10 protein-coding genes are annotated in these 16154 nt (G+C 49.8%); 2 read left to right on the top strand and 8 right to left on the bottom strand.

Annotated elements, in window-relative coordinates; translation table 11 throughout:
- Positions 1-44 precede the first annotated feature (44 nt).
- From EZMO1_RS19115 to EZMO1_RS19090, 6 genes are all read right to left on the bottom strand, one after another.
- Positions 45-2921 (bottom strand): molybdopterin-dependent oxidoreductase Mo/Fe-S-binding subunit, encoded by a 2877-nt coding sequence (locus tag EZMO1_RS19115; RefSeq protein ID WP_034876213.1) that lies wholly within the window; start codon positions 2919-2921, stop codon positions 45-47.
- A gap of 3 nt (positions 2922-2924) precedes the next feature.
- Positions 2925-3740: an FAD binding domain-containing protein gene (locus EZMO1_RS19110; RefSeq protein ID WP_034876216.1), complete on the bottom strand. Its 816-nt coding sequence runs from the start codon at positions 3738-3740 to the stop codon at positions 2925-2927.
- Positions 3741-3809: 69 nt separating this feature from the next.
- Entirely contained in the window at positions 3810-5150 is a 1341-nt protein-coding gene (locus EZMO1_RS19105) for an NCS2 family permease (RefSeq protein ID WP_086936424.1), read from the bottom strand.
- Between the two features lie 89 nt (positions 5151-5239).
- Positions 5240-6565, bottom strand: coding sequence for a putative aminohydrolase SsnA (gene ssnA, locus EZMO1_RS19100; RefSeq protein WP_034876219.1), 1326 nt, complete (start codon positions 6563-6565; stop codon positions 5240-5242).
- A gap of 88 nt (positions 6566-6653) precedes the next feature.
- On the bottom strand, positions 6654-9902 hold the full coding sequence (ygfK, locus tag EZMO1_RS19095; protein WP_244886712.1) for a putative selenate reductase subunit YgfK: 3249 nt from the start codon (positions 9900-9902) through the stop codon (positions 6654-6656).
- 503 nt (positions 9903-10405) lie between these two features.
- Positions 10406-10996: an NTP transferase domain-containing protein gene (locus EZMO1_RS19090; protein WP_051789990.1), complete on the bottom strand. Its 591-nt coding sequence runs from the start codon at positions 10994-10996 to the stop codon at positions 10406-10408.
- A 37-nt stretch (positions 10997-11033) separates the two neighbouring features.
- Here EZMO1_RS19090 and yqeC point away from each other — a divergent pair, with 37 nt between their 5' ends.
- Complete coding sequence (gene yqeC / locus EZMO1_RS19085) at positions 11034-11858, top strand: selenium cofactor biosynthesis protein YqeC (RefSeq protein ID WP_034876226.1); 825 nt, start codon at positions 11034-11036, stop codon at positions 11856-11858.
- Complete coding sequence (gene yqeB, locus EZMO1_RS19080) at positions 11848-13461, top strand: selenium-dependent molybdenum cofactor biosynthesis protein YqeB (RefSeq protein WP_034876229.1); 1614 nt, start codon at positions 11848-11850, stop codon at positions 13459-13461. The genes yqeC and yqeB overlap by 11 nt, the downstream gene beginning before the upstream one ends.
- Before the next feature lie 127 nt (positions 13462-13588).
- Here yqeB and EZMO1_RS19075 read toward each other — a convergent pair whose 3' ends face one another.
- Positions 13589-15202, bottom strand: coding sequence for a hypothetical protein (locus tag EZMO1_RS19075; protein ID WP_034876231.1), 1614 nt, complete (start codon positions 15200-15202; stop codon positions 13589-13591).
- 6 nt (positions 15203-15208) lie between these two features.
- On the bottom strand, positions 15209-16066 hold the full coding sequence (locus tag EZMO1_RS19070; RefSeq protein WP_034876233.1) for a hypothetical protein: 858 nt from the start codon (positions 16064-16066) through the stop codon (positions 15209-15211).
- Between the last annotated feature and the right edge of the window lie 88 nt (positions 16067-16154).

Genomic DNA, 16154 nt, shown 5'->3' with positions numbered 1-16154 from the left:
GTACTTATAAAGCCGGGATAGCCTGAGCTACCCCGGCACCTGTTTTACTTCTCCTGCAAAGCTCTCAGCATTTTTTCCGGTGTAATGTGCCAGTCACGAACCCATACACCTGTAGCGTCGTGTATTGCGGAAACAATGGCAGGTGCAGCAGCATTCACACTGATTTCTGACACTGACTTGGCACCGAACGGTCCAACAGGATCATCACTTGGAACCAGTGTTGCCAGGAAGTCTTCTGGCAGGTCACCAACCATAGGAGCACCGTAATCAGCAAAGTTAGCGTTCACTACACGTCCTTTGTCGTCATACTGAACCGCTTCCTGTAGTGTGTGGCCAATGGCTCGCAAGCTGGCACCATAAATCTGTCCCAGAGCGAGTTCAGGGTTGACCGGAGTGCCGCAGTCCACCAGAGCGTGGAATTTGCGCAGTGACACTTTACCGGTGCGGGTATCGACAGCCACTTCGGCAAAGTTGGCTCCGTAAGGGAAGGCAAACTCGCTGGTAATATAGCTACCTTGTCCCATCAGCTGACCACAGCCGGTACCGCTTTCAGCGCATTCGGCCACTTCACAGAAGCTGATGCTCTTGTCTTTGCCTTTAACGATGCCGGGGTATTCAACACAGAGCTCTTCAACAGACTCTTCCAGCAGATGAGCCGCTGTTTTCAGAATCTTGTTGCGCAGATCTTCGGCAGCCAGCTTGGCAGCGTTGCCGGAGAAGCAAGTGCCACTGGAAGCGTAAGCCCCCTTGTCAAACAGACAGCTGTCGGTATCACCCGACACCACATGAATATCATCCAGACTGGTACACAGCACTTCGGCTGACAGTTTGGCAACAACGGTATCCAGACCGGTACCCAGGTCGGCACCACCGGAGTGGGCAATCAGGGTGCCGTCGGAAGCCAGTTTGATCCAGGCATTGGCCTGATCGATATCAGGGATACCTGACTTCTGTTGCATGGTCGCCAGACCGCGACCGACACGGATATGAGACTCGGCAGGCTCTTCTTTCGGTGTGTTCCAGCCAAATTGTTTGGCACCGGTTTCCAGTACCTTGCCCAGCGCACAGCTGTGAGCCACAGGAACCGATGTTGGCAATTTGCCTTCGCCGACTTTACCCAGCAGTTCCAGACGTTCACCTTCGTGTACCCGGTTTTTCTCGATCATTTCCAGCTGATCGATACCCAGCTCGTCGGCCATTTCGGCAACGATCATCTGTACCGCAAAGTTACCCTTTGGACCACCGTAACCCTGATACGCACCGGTAGGCGCAATATTGGAGTAGTAAGTGGTCACCTGGAACTTAACGTTGTCACAAGGGTACAGAGGCAGGGAAATGGCTGGCGCATTACACGGAACGGTCAGCGCGTGGTTGCCATAAGGTCCGGTGTTAAAGCGGAAATCGACATCGAATGCTGTGATGGTGCCGTCTTTTTTCGCACCCATTTTGATCTTGATTTCAGCAACGTGACGGGTAGAAGACGCAATAAATTCTTCTTCACGGGTGTGGCGGAATAGAACGGGGCGGCCTGTAGTATGTGTCGCGAAAGCACACACTTCTTCCACGAGAATGTCTTGTTTGGAGCCAAAACCACCGCCAAGACGTTCTTTGATGACGTGAATCTTATGTTGCTTTATACCCAGCACTGTGGCGATTTTACGGCGAACGTGCCATGGCACTTGAGTAGCAGCGCGAACCACAATGCGATCCGCTTCCATGTAGGTGTAGCAAAGGTGTTGCTCAGGTGGAAGTTGCTGCGCCTGACGGGATTGATAGGAACGTTCCAGCACCACGTCGGCTTCGGCAAAGCCTTTATCCACATCACCAATTTCACCATGACCGGTGGCCGCAATGTTTTTGCGTGGATCGCCACCAAACGGGAAATTAAAGTGAATACGACCATCACGAGGGTCTGCGGTTTTATTCTGTTCTTCCAGGTTGTCCGGCGCACCAACGCTGTAGCTTATAACACCGTTGTGAACAATCGGAGCATCTTCAGCCATAGCTTCGCGAATCGACAGAACCGGCTTCAGCTCTTCATACTCAACCTTGATGGTTTTCAGGGCGGCTTCTGCCTGAGCTTCTGTTTCTGCGACAACGGCTGCCACACGGTCACCGTAGTGGCGCAGTTTCTGACCAAACAGACGACGGTCTAACGGAGAGGGTTCAGGTACAGTCTGGCCGCCTGGTGTGTAGTACACATCCGGGCAGTTACGATGATCAAACACTGCCACCACGCCGGGCATGCTTTCAGCCTCGGTGGTGTCAATGCTGGTAATGTATGCGTGGGCATGCGGGCTGCGCAGCATTTTCAGCACGCAGGCATCGGCGGCTACAAAGTCTTCAACAAAGCAGGCTTCTGCCTTAATCGCTGCTGCGGCATCCACCTTGCCACCGGGCTTGCCGACGTGGCGAAGGTTGTCGCCAAAAGAAGGTGCTGTCGTTTTAGTGAATTGTGGGTTTTTGATGCGCTTGCTGGCGATTTCAATGGCATCAAACACTTGCTGATAGGCACTTTCCCTCAGGAACAGAGACGACAGGATATCGGTGATTTCAGCACGATCAGGATCAGGGTTGCGCTTCAGCAGATCAGTCAGCAGCAGAACCAGTGCAGGATCGTTATAACCGGACTGTACGACACCGGCGTCAATCAGTGCAGACTGAACAGGACCCAGTTTGCCGTATTCGTTGAGTGATTCTGCTGTGACGACATCGCAGCCTTCCAGCTGGGCGGCAATCAGCAGGGTAGCGTTAACGGTATGACCATCGAGCAGGATAGTGTCGGAACCGGCAAAACCATAACCATCGTCGCTGTTACGAACAGAGCGCATGCCCAGACGCTTCAGCAGAACCTGTGCATTCTCACCGGCTTCAGCCCGAACCGTTTTTTCTTTACCGTTAAGGTTAAATGTAATTTCCATTTTTTACTGTCCTTTCACTTTGCTCGCCTGAGCGCGGTACGCTTCGACCATAGAGGCGACCAGAACGCCGCTGACTTCGCATTTATAATCTGCACTGCCTCTGAAATCAGACTCGCAGCTGGCAGCACTGGATACGGCGTTTTCCAGATCCTTACGGCTAATGTCGTTAGTTAGAAAAGCACAAATGGAATCTTCTACAGGTAGCATGGTGACAGGTGATGATGAACCGGCGACGGCAACGCCGTAGGATTCCTGACCTTCGTGGCCACGATGTACAGCAAAGCTGGCATTAACGATGGGCTGGTCAGCAGCACATTTGCTGACGTTCTCGTTGAAACAGGCATACACTTCAGCGGGTACGATGATTTTGGTGATCAGTCCTTCCCGATAGTCAGCCATGGACTGCACTTTTACATTGCCAAAGCCTTCTGTCAGCTCAACGCTTGCGTCCATTGCCAGCAGAGCCGGAACAATCAAACAGGCGGGCAGACCTGCAGCAATTTCACCACCGAGGGTGCACTGGTTACGGACATTGCGACTGTATACCAGAGCGGCCGCTTCGCGGAGCCCGTCAGGCAGTTCCGGATGATCGACGATCGATTGCAAGGTTGTCAGGGCACCGATTTCCCAACCTCTTGAGGTTTTCTCACAGCCTTTCAGTTCCAGTTCTGACAGGCTGATGGCGATTGGCCGTTCTGTTCTGCTGGGCGCAGCATTCAGACGTGCTCCCCCTGCCATATAAACGGCGTCGTCACCGTACTTTGCTTTGAACGCCAGGGCTTCATCCAGACTCTTTGGTCGTAAATACTGCTTGATCATTCTTAGTCCTTTTCGTTGCCGCTCCTTCTCCCGGTTACCCGAAGAGAAGAAACGGGTAACGCCTTCGAATCAAATTCCAAAGATCACAAACTTAAGTGCGAACATAATGGCCAGAGCCCATACACTCACACTGACTTCTTTCACACGGCCTGCCAGCAGCTTGATCACCGGATAAGCGATGAAGCCAAGGGCAATACCGTTAGCAATAGAGAAACTCAGAGGCATCATGATGGTGGTGATGACCACCGGACCAGCTTCTGTCAGGTCAGACCATTCCATGCTGCCGAGGCTGGAGGTCATTAACACGGCGACGTACATCAATGCGCCAGCGGTGGCATAACCTGGAACCATACCGGCCAGTGGAGACAGGAACAGTGACAACAGGAACAGCAGACCAACGAAGACGGCGGTCAGGCCTGTGCGTCCACCAACGGCTACACCAGAGGCACTTTCAACATAAGTGGTCACGGTTGGTGCACCCATGATGGCGCCGATCCATGAAGACGTACCATCGGTCACCATGGCTTTGCTCATGTTCTCCATCTTGCCGTTTTCATCAGCCAGACCTGCTTTGTCGCCTACTGCGATCAGGGTGCCGGTGGTATCAAACAGGTTGACGAACATAAAGGCGACAATGACACCAATCATGTCAGGGTTCAGGGCACCCATGATGTCGAGCTTGCCGAAGATAGGCATAATGCTGGGTGGTGCGGCGACAATACCGGTGTACTGAACATCGCCAAAGCCCAGAGCGATAGCGGTGATAACGGCAATAGAAACCAGTACCGCAGATTTCATGTTCCGGTAGCTCAGGGCAAGAATCAGGAACAGGCTGAGACTTGCCATAACTGGAGCAAATGAAGTGATGTTGCCCAGACCAACAATGGTGCCGGGGTCAGCCACAACGATGCCTGAGTTTTTCAGACCAATCAGGGCGAGGAAAAGACCAATACCGGCAGTGATACCGATTCGTAGTCCTTTTGGAATACTGTTAATAATCCATTCCCGAACCTTGAAGATACTCAGGAGCATGAAGCCGATACCACCCCAGAAAACAGCGCCCATGGCCTGTTCCCATGAATAACCCATGCCCAGTACGACGGCATAAGCAAAAAAGGCATTCAGTCCCATACCCGGAGCCAGCCCCACAGGCCAGTTCGCGTACAGCCCCATCACAATGGAGCTCAGACCGGCTACCAGACAGGTGGCAACAAACAGTGCCCCCCGATCCATTCCGGTAGCAGACAGCATTTCGGGTACAACAAACACCACGTAGCACATGGTGATGAAGGTGGTGCAGCCGGCAATGGCTTCTGTTTTAACAGTGGTGCCGTGCTGTTTCAGTTTAAAAAATCGTTCCAGCAGGTCAGGTTTTGTCCCGTTAGCAAGGTCAGCGTCGGTACTTAGCATTACTCATCCCCTCCCGGGGGGTTCTTATATAGAGATCTGGCTGGCAGGGCGCTATTCTCGGACAGCCTCCTGGCCCTGCCATGGAGTGCTTAGTCGAGGTTGTCCATATTTTTCCAGAGGCGTGCAGCGGCTGTGCGTGCCTCGGCATAAATGCCTGATACATCGAATGGGAATTCGCGATCCTCATAGACGACAGCGCCATCAACAACAACCGTGCGCACGCCATTGCTGCCCATACCAAAGGCAAGATGTCCTGGCAGGTTATCGCCAACGAAAGGTGTCGGGCTGATGTAATCGTGAATCACCAGATCTGCCTGATAACCGGGCTCCAGTCGTCCAAACTGTCCGCCAAAGTTGCGTTCCAGCAGGCGGTTACCGTTATTCAGGAAGTTCAGGAAGCTGTCTGGCCACAGCGGACCACCGGCATCGCGGTGCTTGAAGAAGGCAAACTTCATTTCTTCCAGCATGTCGCTGCCAATACCGTCGGTGCCCAGAGCAACGTTGCTGAATTTTTCCAGCCGGGCGTTGTAGCCCACATTGTTGTTCATGTTGGAGCGAGGGTTGTGCACCAGGAAGCCGTTACGCGCATTCAACAGTTCAATGTCGGCGTCGGTCAGGTAGATGCCGTGAGCGATCAGGGATTTTTCGTTCAGCAGATTGAAGGAGTCCAGACGTTGCAGCAGTTCCTGTCCGTAGTGGTGACGGCTCCATGTGCTGTCGTATTTGTCTTCAGCCACATGAATATGCAGACCACGGCCGGTTTCTTTTACAGCATCTGCCAGCATGCCCAGACCGTCATTAGGTACGGTAAACGGAGCATGTGCGCCGATATGGGCTTCAACCAGATAAGGTTCGTCGCCTTTTGCTTTGGCACTGTCAATCAGGTTGGCAAAATCGATGTTTTCCTGAACACCGTCTTCCAGCTCTTTAATGCCGTAGTTACGGTCCGTGGTTTCAAAACAGGTCATGCCACGCAGACCGGCTTTCATAAAACCTTTGCGCAGAGTGCTGAGTGAACCCTTGATAAAGGAAGGCGAAGCATGATGGTCAATAACCGTAGTGGTACCGGATTTGATGGCTTCCAGTGAACAGATCAGACCGCTGTAGTACAGGATTTCTTCGTCGATACCACGGTCCAGACGCCACCACAGGTTTTTCAGGGTGCTGATAAAGTCGGGGCTGGGTTTGATGTCAGCCATCACACCGCGGGAGAGACCTGAGTAGAAGTGGTTATGGCTGCAAACGATACCAGGCATCACCACACGGCCTGCCGCATCAATGACTTTGGTTGCCTGTCTGGCGTCAATGTCCTTGCCAACCCGGGCAATTTTGTTGCCATCAACCAGAATATCAACCCCTTCCGTTACGGAAGCAGGCTGAAACTGGACAGCGGTAGCATTTTTTATCAGTAGCATTATTGTCCTCTTCCTGTCGTTCAGTTGCCGACGTTTACTGCTGTCGGCAACTGTTCCTACTTTTGCTTAACTCATTTATTAGTCGGTCTTATTGATCAACAGCACCCAGCAGGTATGGGTACTTCAGGTACACGTGGCGGATAACGCGACCCAGTCTGACCAGCTCGTCGGGCAGTTCTCCCATTTCACCCAGAGCATTGATGTGCAGCATGCGAACTTCGCCATCGTGACGAACCCACACATCTTCGTTATTAACAAAGAAGCCAGTGTTGGTGCTGTTTTCGAAGTCTTCCATCAGGCTGAAGATGGTCAGTTTTTCCTTGTAAGGCTTGCTGTCCCAGTTACAGAAACGGGCACAGTTACCGCACTCGTTACAGTACGCATCCAGATGCAGAACCTGATAACGTTCTTTAAAGCCGGGAATATCCAGAGCCACATTAGCGCGGTTCGGGCAGACACCCACACACTTGTTACAGATGTGGTTGCATTCCAGACAGCGTTCGCCTTCCTGGGTGGCAAAGGCTTCGGTGTCTTCGCGGGTCACGTTAGTCAGAGGAATAAAGCCCCTGCGCTGACGGATGGTTTGGGAATCAGGCGACAGTGCTGTTGTATTGGTATGCACTCTTGCAGACTCTCGCTTGATGATCGTATCGGTCGCTTTTCTGGCTTCGTCGATACAACGCACGACAGTGGATGGACCGGTATGTGCGTCACCGATCAGGAAGATACCGGAAACCGCGGTTTCACAGGTGCTCTTGTCAACAATCGTCCAGCCATCACGACCTACCGGTAAGCCCATGCCGTTCAACAGTTCGGCATCCGCAGACTCACCAATCGCAGTGATAACGGTATCGATCTGTGCGGTCATGGTCTTATCGGTAGCAACCGGACGACGACGACCACTGGCATCTTCCTCTCCCAGTTCCATGACACGGCAGGTCAGCTGACCGGTTTTGGTCATGTGCTCAGGATTGGTCAGGAAGTGGAACTCGGCACCGTCTGCAACAGCGTTGTGATATTCTTCACGATCCGCTGGCATTTCATGCTCTGTCCGGCGATAGAAGACAGTGACTTTTTCAACACCAGGCATCTTCAGTGCAGCTCTTGCACTGTCCATAGCGGTGTTACCACCACCGACAACGGCAACACGCTTGCCAAGGGCAATGGTTTCAGGCTTGCTGTTGAAGGTTCTCAGGAAGGACAGTGAAGGCAGCAGACGGGAACGGTCGCCTTCCAGTGGCATGTGATTGCCTTTCTCTGCGCCTACGCCCATGAACACGTAGTCAAAACCACCCACGTTTTTCAGCATAGGGGCGTTGATGTCAGGGTCGCAGCCAAATTCAAACTGCACGCCGTGTGCTCTGACAAAATCGATGTCCTGCTGAATGACTTCGGCAGGGATACGGAAGTTAGGCAGAACGTTACGAATGATACCGCCCGCATCGCGCTCTTTTTCAAACACCACAACAGGGAAGCCGGCACGTGCCAGTAAGTAGGCCGCTGACAAACCACTGGGGCCTGCGCCAATCACAGCACAACGGGCCTGTGAGATCTGGCTGGGCTTTTTCCATTCTGATTTGTACTGTTCCCAGCCCTGTTCAACAGCAATTCGCTTCATGTCGCGAATCTTTATAGAGCCTTCGTAATCCTTACGGGTACAGCTGGTCATGCACTGGTGATCACAGATGTGACTGGTAATGCCGGGCAGTGGGTTCTTGTCGTAGATCAGGCTGAGTGCGCCCTGATAATCGCCACGGGCAACATTCTGAATGTATTCAGGCACATCCTGTCCAATAGGGCAGGTTTCTTTACAGGGGGCGATGGTGCAGTCAAACCGTGGAGAAGCGCCTTCTTTTTTACGAGGTGTCTCGTGCCAGCTTTTCTTGGTGTATTCGTCATCAGTCAGAGCGTGTTCGGCTAACTGTTTCAATGCCTGTACATCGACTTCTTTCATGTCCCAGGTGTGAGACTCTTCCAGAGCATTGGCACAGTCACGCAGACGCATATAGCCACCGGGCTTCAGCATCTCGGTGGCCATGGTGATCGGGCGGATACCGGTGTTGAAGATGTTGGCGATGTTGCCTTTCCATGCACCACCGGAGTAGGACATAGGCAGCTGACCACTGAATTCGTCAGCAATAATGGCAGCCAGATTGATGGTCAGTGGATACAGTGCACGACCGGACATGTACATCTCATCACCAGGCAGACGACCTTTATCGTTTATGCAGCCCAGTGTGTTAGAGAGCTTGACGCCAAAGTGATGGCCTTTTTCAGCAGCTACGTCACGCAGACGGTGCAGCATGGGCAGTGCGTCGGTCATTTGCAGATCGTGGCTGAAAGCCTCTTCGCTCAGACCAATGTAATCAAAGCCACGCTGATCAAGAATGTCGCGAACGCGCTGATAGCCCAGCAGGGTCGGGTTGAGTTTTACAAACGTATCGATGCGCTTCACTGTCAGCATGTACTGGCAGATCGCTTCAATTTCATGAGGAGGGCAACCGTGCATGGTAGACAGGGTGACGGACTGAACGATCTTCGGAGAGATTTCGTCAATCTGCTGTTCCAGTGATTCAATGCGCCCCTTGTGCTGGAACGTAGCCATCACTTCAGGCTCGCGCAGCCATTGCTTGATGGACTCTTTATAAGCGTCAAAGTTTTCATGGTTGCTGCAGTCCATCATGTCATCGATGAAGGTCTGCATACGTGGTGTTTTGATACCTTTCAGGTCATAACCCACGCTCATGTTAAAAATAAAGTTCTTTTCCTGCTTGTCGCCCAGAGTCGGGTCGAACAGAGATTGCAAAACATGCAGGATAACCCAGGACTTAAGATATTCGTCGTAGGCTTTTGGCAGGGTGTATTCAGTGGACCATTCGGTGTTGTAGCACTCGTCGTCCGGATCGATGCAGGGCTTTTCAATTTCCAGGGTGTCCATGATCTGAACGGTTTTCAGTTCAATAAAACGGCCACCGGCAACCCATGAGGTGATGATGTTCTGAGCCAGCTGTGTGTGTGGACCCGCTGCCGGACCAACAGCAGTGGTAGCGGTTTCGGAACACACGCTCACCTTCTGGCTGTTTTTCTTTCTGAAGAGTTGATCTGCTTTTATGCCAAACAAGGACTGGTTTTTATGATATTCCCCGTGAATTCGATTCAGCATTTCCTGAAACGGAACGGGACGCATAATATCGCCCATTGACTTCTCCTTATACGGCTTGTTTATTGCCCGTTTAATGGTTTCTCTAGGAGGCTGTCCGAGAATAGTCTGCCCTACCGGCAACTGCTCCTGCGTTGCCCTAGCTCCGGCATCCATGCCGTCGTGCGGCGACAGCAAATTGGTCTTAATAATCGCTTTTGTTCGTCAAATAGCTTGCTATTCTCCTCACAAAACCAATTCTTCATCCTCAATTTTCTGCCGTCCTCGCTACGGACGCTATTCTCGGACAGCCTCCAGGTGACTTAATGGATGCCGGTTTTGTTTTTTCATCACGTTTTACCGGTACAAACGGCTGTCACTGATCACAGTAATGCATGAACCAGACCAGTTTTTCACAGAAAGCGACGAAAAGGATCAGAAAGGGTGTGTTCGATGGGAGTTTTTGACCTGAAGCAACAAAGGTAAGATTTATTTAAAAAAAACGACTTCGGAAAACACTCATATTAAAAGACAGCTTGTTTTTACCCGGTTGCAGTAAATAAAAACAATTTGCATTTGAAAGGTTGAAAAAAGCAGATGCTCGTCATTATGATAAGAGCCGGGTGATCGCTATCAATCTGATAATTAATCGATTGCAAAAATTGATAACGACACTTAACTATTGACGTATGTCACTAAAATTAAAGAGCTTTATTGCAAAGATATTGATACTGCTGAGGTGTATCAATATCCAGATGAACACGATTGGTGTTTACAGAAATAAAACGATGGGGTAGTGCTGTTAATAACGATTTCATATGACTATCAACCGGTGCATTCAAAATGTAGTCATAATAGCGATGATTTAAAAGTACAGGATGACCGGCTTTGCCTTGATAGCTTGGGAAAAGAATATCATCAGCCCTGTTGTTATAAAGAAGGCTAAATACTTCCTCTGAAATGAATGGCATATCGCCATGGGAAATAAATAAATAATCAGAGGTGGCTTGTTGTATGCCGGTTTGCAAAGAGCTGAATAAGCCTTTTTTATAGTCTGGATTATGAATGATTTGAATGCGCTTATTGTTTTTATATCGTTCAAAGAGTTCTTCGCCACGGTGGCCGGTAACGAGAATAACGTTGGACACGCAATTTAACGCATTGGCAATACTGCAATCGAGAATAGTTTGATTTGAAGCGCCAAAAGGCAACATGGCTTTCCATTCCCCCATTCGGGAAGACAGGCCTGCTGCTGCAATAAGGCACTCACAGTGGTGCAGTTTCGTATCCATTAATTTTACTACTCCATGGCTCAGGTAATGGTGTGTGATGATCCCAGGCATAAATTCAGACAAAGACCGGATAATTGCAGCAACCGGTGCCGGTGGAAAAACCAGCTTTTTGCAACATCTGGCCCGATTGCTGAAGCAATCGGGTCGAAAAGTGTTGTTAACAACCACAACACGCATTTATCACCCTGATATTGACGGTTTTTCAGACACTGCTGACCGGGTGATTACAGCAAGGGATGCCAGGGTACTTTACAACAGTCCACCCGAAGCAGCATCTATTACCGTTGCCGGTATGCTCTGTGAAAACCCAAGGAAACTGTCGGGTATTCCGGCTGATTTGCCCGCTGAACTGATTAAGCACCAATTGTACGACAATATATTGATAGAGGCGGATGGTTCAAGGCATCACCCCTTGAAAGCGCCAGCTGATAATGAGCCTGTATTGCCGGAAGGCTGTCAGGTAATGATCGGGGTGACGGGCTGGAAAGGTATTGATGCGCCTGTAACAGATAACACAGTGCATCGACTTGAACAGTTCAGAAACATTACCGGACTGGGTATTAACGAAAGAATTAATCACACGGCGGTGTCAGCACTTATTAACTCGCCAGAGGGCTTGTTTAAACAGGTTCAGTCTAACCCCGAAAAAAATAACCTTAATCTGAAGACCTGCAAACGAATCTGGTGTTTGAACCAGCTGGATACACAGGAACAAAGACAACAGGGCCGGACATTGGCATTGGCAGTCATGGCAGGCTCTCCTTCCATTTACACGACGATTTTAAGTAGTTTCTCACAGCCTGAACCCTGGCTGGACAGTATTAACACACCCTCTCTTTCTGGATGTAATAATGACCAATAATGTTTTCTCACGAGCGGCTGAGTTGTCAGATAGCCATACACCTTTTGCCATTGCTTCCATTATTGAAACCAGTGGTTCGGCACCACGCCACAATGCCCAGCTGCTGGTAGAAGACAGTGGTGAAACAACCGGCACTGTCGGTGGTGGAATGGTTGAACGTCATGTCATCAGTGAAGCCGTTGCTGCCATTAAGACCGGTCAGTCGCGGATGGTGGATGCCAGCTTGTCCCGCAATGGCAAAAATGCCATGGGTATGGATTGCTGCGGGGCGATGAAAGTGTTTATTGATGTTCACAATGTCAAACCACAATTGTTGCTGATTGGTGCGGGGCATGTGAATCAGGCGGTTGCTCACCTTGCAGCGAGACTCGGTTTTGCAACGACCGTAGCCGATTCATGGAAACCTAACCTGCAGGCCGGGCGGTTTCCTGAATACACGCGTCTGGTTGAGGGCGATACCATTGCTGATGCGATCGAGAAAACCTCCATTAACGCTGACACTCAGGTGGTCATCGCCACAAACCATGAAGATATTGAAGCGTTAAATACCGTACTGAAAACCGATGCCAGACACATAGGGCAGCTGGCAAGCCGGAAAAAGGTTGCCACCTTGAGAACCAAAGCTTTGGAAAGCGGTATTTCACTGGATCGTTTTAATGAAGTAAGAACCCCGGTAGGACTGGATCTGGGTGCTGAAACGCCGGAAGAAATAGCCGTCAGCATCATGTCGGAAATACTGGCCATTGGTCACCATAAAAAGCCGGTACCCATGGGGGACACGGTTGAGGATGCTCTGGGAAAGCGGATTGTGATTCGTGGTGCCGGTGATCTGGCAACAGGCACTGCATTGAAACTGCATAACAGCGGTTACGACGTGATTATGCTGGATATAGCTAAACCCACCGTTGTTCGTACCAATATTGCTTTTGCCCAGGCGTTGGTTAACGACGATGAGATGATCAGTGTTGAAGGGGTTATGGGAAGAAAAGCCCGTTCGGTGGCTGATGCTCTGAAAATCACTGCAAAGCGTGAGATAGCGGTGATGGCTGATCCGGAAGCGGCTTCTTTACGACAGTTGAAACCGGCTGTGGTTGTTGATGCCATTCTGGCCAAACGCAATCTCGGTACACATAAAGATATGGCACCTGTGACACTGGGATTAGGTCCGGGTTTCACGGCGGGTGATGATGTGGATGCCGTGGTTGAAACCTGTCGTGGGCATGATCTGGGTCGAATTATTTATACCGGTCAGGCAAAGCCTGATACCGGAAAGCCGGGTATGATCGGTGGTTATGATGAAGAACGGGTGTTACGTTCTCCCTGTGCTGGCGTGATAACACCGTTGGTGAAGATTGGTGATTTAGTCACGGAAGGACAAACGGTTGCCACCGTAGGTGAAGATGCAGAACCGCTTATTACCCAGATCGCAGGCAAGGTGCGTGGTATGGTAAACCCCGGGCTCGAAGTGAGTGAACACTTCAAGGTGGGTGATGTTGATCCAAGAGGGGCGTCGGTGGATCATACAACAACAACGGATAAAGCCAGAGCCATTGCCGGTGGTGTGCTGGAAGCGATTTTAGTATTAAAAAACAATTTGGTATAAGTCCTGCCTCCTAGGGGAGTGGCAATACAGAAAACACCAGCTTACCGTCATTCCCACGGAGGTGGGAATCCACCACGAACAGAGGATTGAGGGGATGATGATGGGATGTTTTTGCCTGCAGCTACCCTCAGGGCAGGTTGTTTCTTGTGATTAATACCCACACTGAAGTCGCAATTGCGAGCTCATCCAGCCAGCCAATGGTGGCCCATATAACAGGCCACCATGTTCGAAGGTTGACATCACTTTCGGTAGTGAAAGTGATGTCCAGACTGTTATCTGAATAATAATTATGCTCATACCGGTTAGGACTGAACCAGCCCCAACCGGCATAAAACTGGCAATCCCATGCATTGGGCTCATCTTCACAAGATTGATGATAAATCGACAAGCCTTTTTGGTATGTCGTTACTGACAGTTTGTAATTTGTAGCTGGTTTGAGTTGGTATTCGTAGCTAAGGGCTTCAGAAGAAAAAACTAACCGGGCGGGATAATAAACAAACCAGGGAACAAATACCCTGTAGAGATTTTTATCCGGATGCAGGAGTTGGTTAGCCAGATTGATCTGCCAAAGGGCGGATCGTCGGATAGCTTGCTCGTCAGAAAGGGCATTCAGAGTGGCGGTAACTGCTTTGGCTTCCTGAGTGTATTGAGTGGAAGTTGCCCACGGCAGAATGCCAAACGGGGTTTTTTCATATAGTTGAATACGTAATACGATGTGTTTGAAAGTATTATCCGTATCATCAGCAAACTCATGCATGGCTTTGGCAGAGTAGTCTTGTACCTGTAATACTGCCGGGTAGCCTTTATCTTTTCGTTTACCTGTCTGATCACGGGCACTTTGCCATATTAAAGCTTCCAGAGGAGCTCCATCGTGAGCGGCAGGTATTGAAAAATCGTTGCCGGAGCGTGAGCGTATTCGTGCTTTTGCCATCAATGAAAAACCGATTGTGTATTGAGAACGCTGCTGACAGTAGAGGTTGTCTTTAGTAAATGGCGGAGTATCCAGCATCGTGATGATGTATTGGTTGCGCTGGTTTTTGAAATATACTTTGGGCGCAAGCCGTCTGCTTCCCAGCAAGTCCGCACCATTATCGACGACAACGGTTTCCTCTTCTCCTGGCAGAAGATCATAACCATTTGCAAGCCGATCTGTGAAATGATCGTGCTCAGGATTCCATTCTGACTCGCTGGACTTGAGATACCTGATTTCATAGTCAGTTTTTTCATGGCTGCAAAAAACAGACTCATGAATATCAATGTCAACGTAGCAGGTTTTGGATTTGTCTTTACACTTCTTTTCTCGCTCTCCTAACCGGTTCGTAACGGTTTTGCAGTGTTGCTCTGTTCCGCATTTTTCAGCGTCGGTAACTTTCTGGCAATCCTGCCAGGACCAATTTAAATGACTTTTGTATTTCAGTGTGCCTTGCCATACAGGATCAGGAAGCGTGCGTAGCATCTCAAACGCACCCTGCCGGTCTGTCGCAAGTTTGTCCCGCCATGCCTCTTCGTCGAAATCGACAGGGTGGCGGATTTTACGGTCGGAAGCATTACTACACAGCAGTCGTTCACCCTGAAAATTACGGGTTTTGCTTGCAGGAATGATGATTCCAGAGCAGTATTGACTAACTTTCTGAGCAGGATGAGCAACAGTGGTGCAATAGTTATCCAGGTTGTCTGCATAAATTGAGTTGGATAATAGGTTAGTCGCTGTAAAGCAAAGTATGAATGCACGTAAAATCATGGCTGATTATAGTTCCGCTCTTTTGATTCTGTTTTTTGTTGCCTTATTGCCTGACTTTAATGTTTCAATAGTCATTCTCAGGGAGCGGGCTTCGTTCAGCCGGCTTTCCATCATTTCGAGGCTGGCTATGCACTGTTTTATTACGCCTCTGAGGGTGTCTGAATCAACGACGCCTACGTCAGCCTCGATATCATCACTGTCTGGGGTGTAAAAAAACAATTCTTCCCTGTCTTTGATGTACTTTTTTTCTGTAGGTGTTGGATAAAATCGTTTTCTGTAATTCTCGCGTACCACTCTCAGTCCGCCAGGTTTGCTAAGTTCCAGCTCTTCATCCAGATCTTGTTTAACCAGAGTGATGATAAACTTTTTTGCAGTGGTCTCTTTGCTTGAGCCTGTTGCCATTGTCGTCAAATGTTTAAGTAGAGCACCGATATAGTGTGTGTTGGTATCGTGCAGTGACGCCTCTGCTTCTTTTGCTCTGTTGGAAGCATCCGTCAGCTGGCTAGTCTTGCGGATAGGGTGAGAGCCAATAGTGGTTGAGCCAAGATAATAATCTGCATTTAATATATATTTCGGGTATTCGACGGGTATGCTGCCTATTTTTATACCGTAAACAGACCGGATATACGATCGGACCCAGAAGGCTTCCTCCAGAGCCACTGCCGCTTTTATTCTCCCCTCTTGGTCATAGCCAACCCGAAATCGTTCAGATGTCCCGAAAGTGTCTACATAAGTTTCCAAGGCCTGTTTTGTGAATCGATTGATGCTTTCGTCAATGACTTGAATGTCGCGGGCTGGCATTACTTCAAGCATTAATGCTTTGCGTTCCATATTATTGATTTGTTCAGCAGTGTAAAGCTGCATTTGTTTTAAGGCGCTGGTATCAATTCCTGTTTGCTGATAGATAGTTTCGTTGGGTAGTGTCAGCTTTATAATTAGTGCCTGTCAGAAA

Origin of the sequence: Endozoicomonas montiporae CL-33 (assembly GCF_001583435.1) — a bacterium.
Lineage (GTDB): Bacteria > Pseudomonadota > Gammaproteobacteria > Pseudomonadales > Endozoicomonadaceae > Endozoicomonas_A > Endozoicomonas_A montiporae.
The sequence above is the reverse complement of the archived record's forward strand: the minus strand, read 5'-3'. Positions and strand labels throughout refer to the sequence as shown.

Coding starts and splice junctions, on each gene's coding strand:
- EZMO1_RS19115 (WP_034876213.1), bottom strand. CDS start 2,921: ATGGAAATTACATTTAACCTTAACGGTAAAGAAAAAACGGTTCGGGCT.
- EZMO1_RS19110 (WP_034876216.1), bottom strand. CDS start 3,740: ATGATCAAGCAGTATTTACGACCAAAGAGTCTGGATGAAGCCCTGGCG.
- EZMO1_RS19105 (WP_086936424.1), bottom strand. CDS start 5,150: ATGCTAAGTACCGACGCTGACCTTGCTAACGGGACAAAACCTGACCTG.
- ssnA (WP_034876219.1), bottom strand. CDS start 6,565: ATGCTACTGATAAAAAATGCTACCGCTGTCCAGTTTCAGCCTGCTTCC.
- EZMO1_RS19090 (WP_051789990.1), bottom strand. CDS start 10,996: ATGGATACGAAACTGCACCACTGTGAGTGCCTTATTGCAGCAGCAGGC.
- yqeC (WP_034876226.1), top strand. CDS start 11,034: ATGATCCCAGGCATAAATTCAGACAAAGACCGGATAATTGCAGCAACC.
- yqeB (WP_034876229.1), top strand. CDS start 11,848: ATGACCAATAATGTTTTCTCACGAGCGGCTGAGTTGTCAGATAGCCAT.
- EZMO1_RS19075 (WP_034876231.1), bottom strand. CDS start 15,202: ATGATTTTACGTGCATTCATACTTTGCTTTACAGCGACTAACCTATTA.
- EZMO1_RS19070 (WP_034876233.1), bottom strand. CDS start 16,066: ATGCAGCTTTACACTGCTGAACAAATCAATAATATGGAACGCAAAGCA.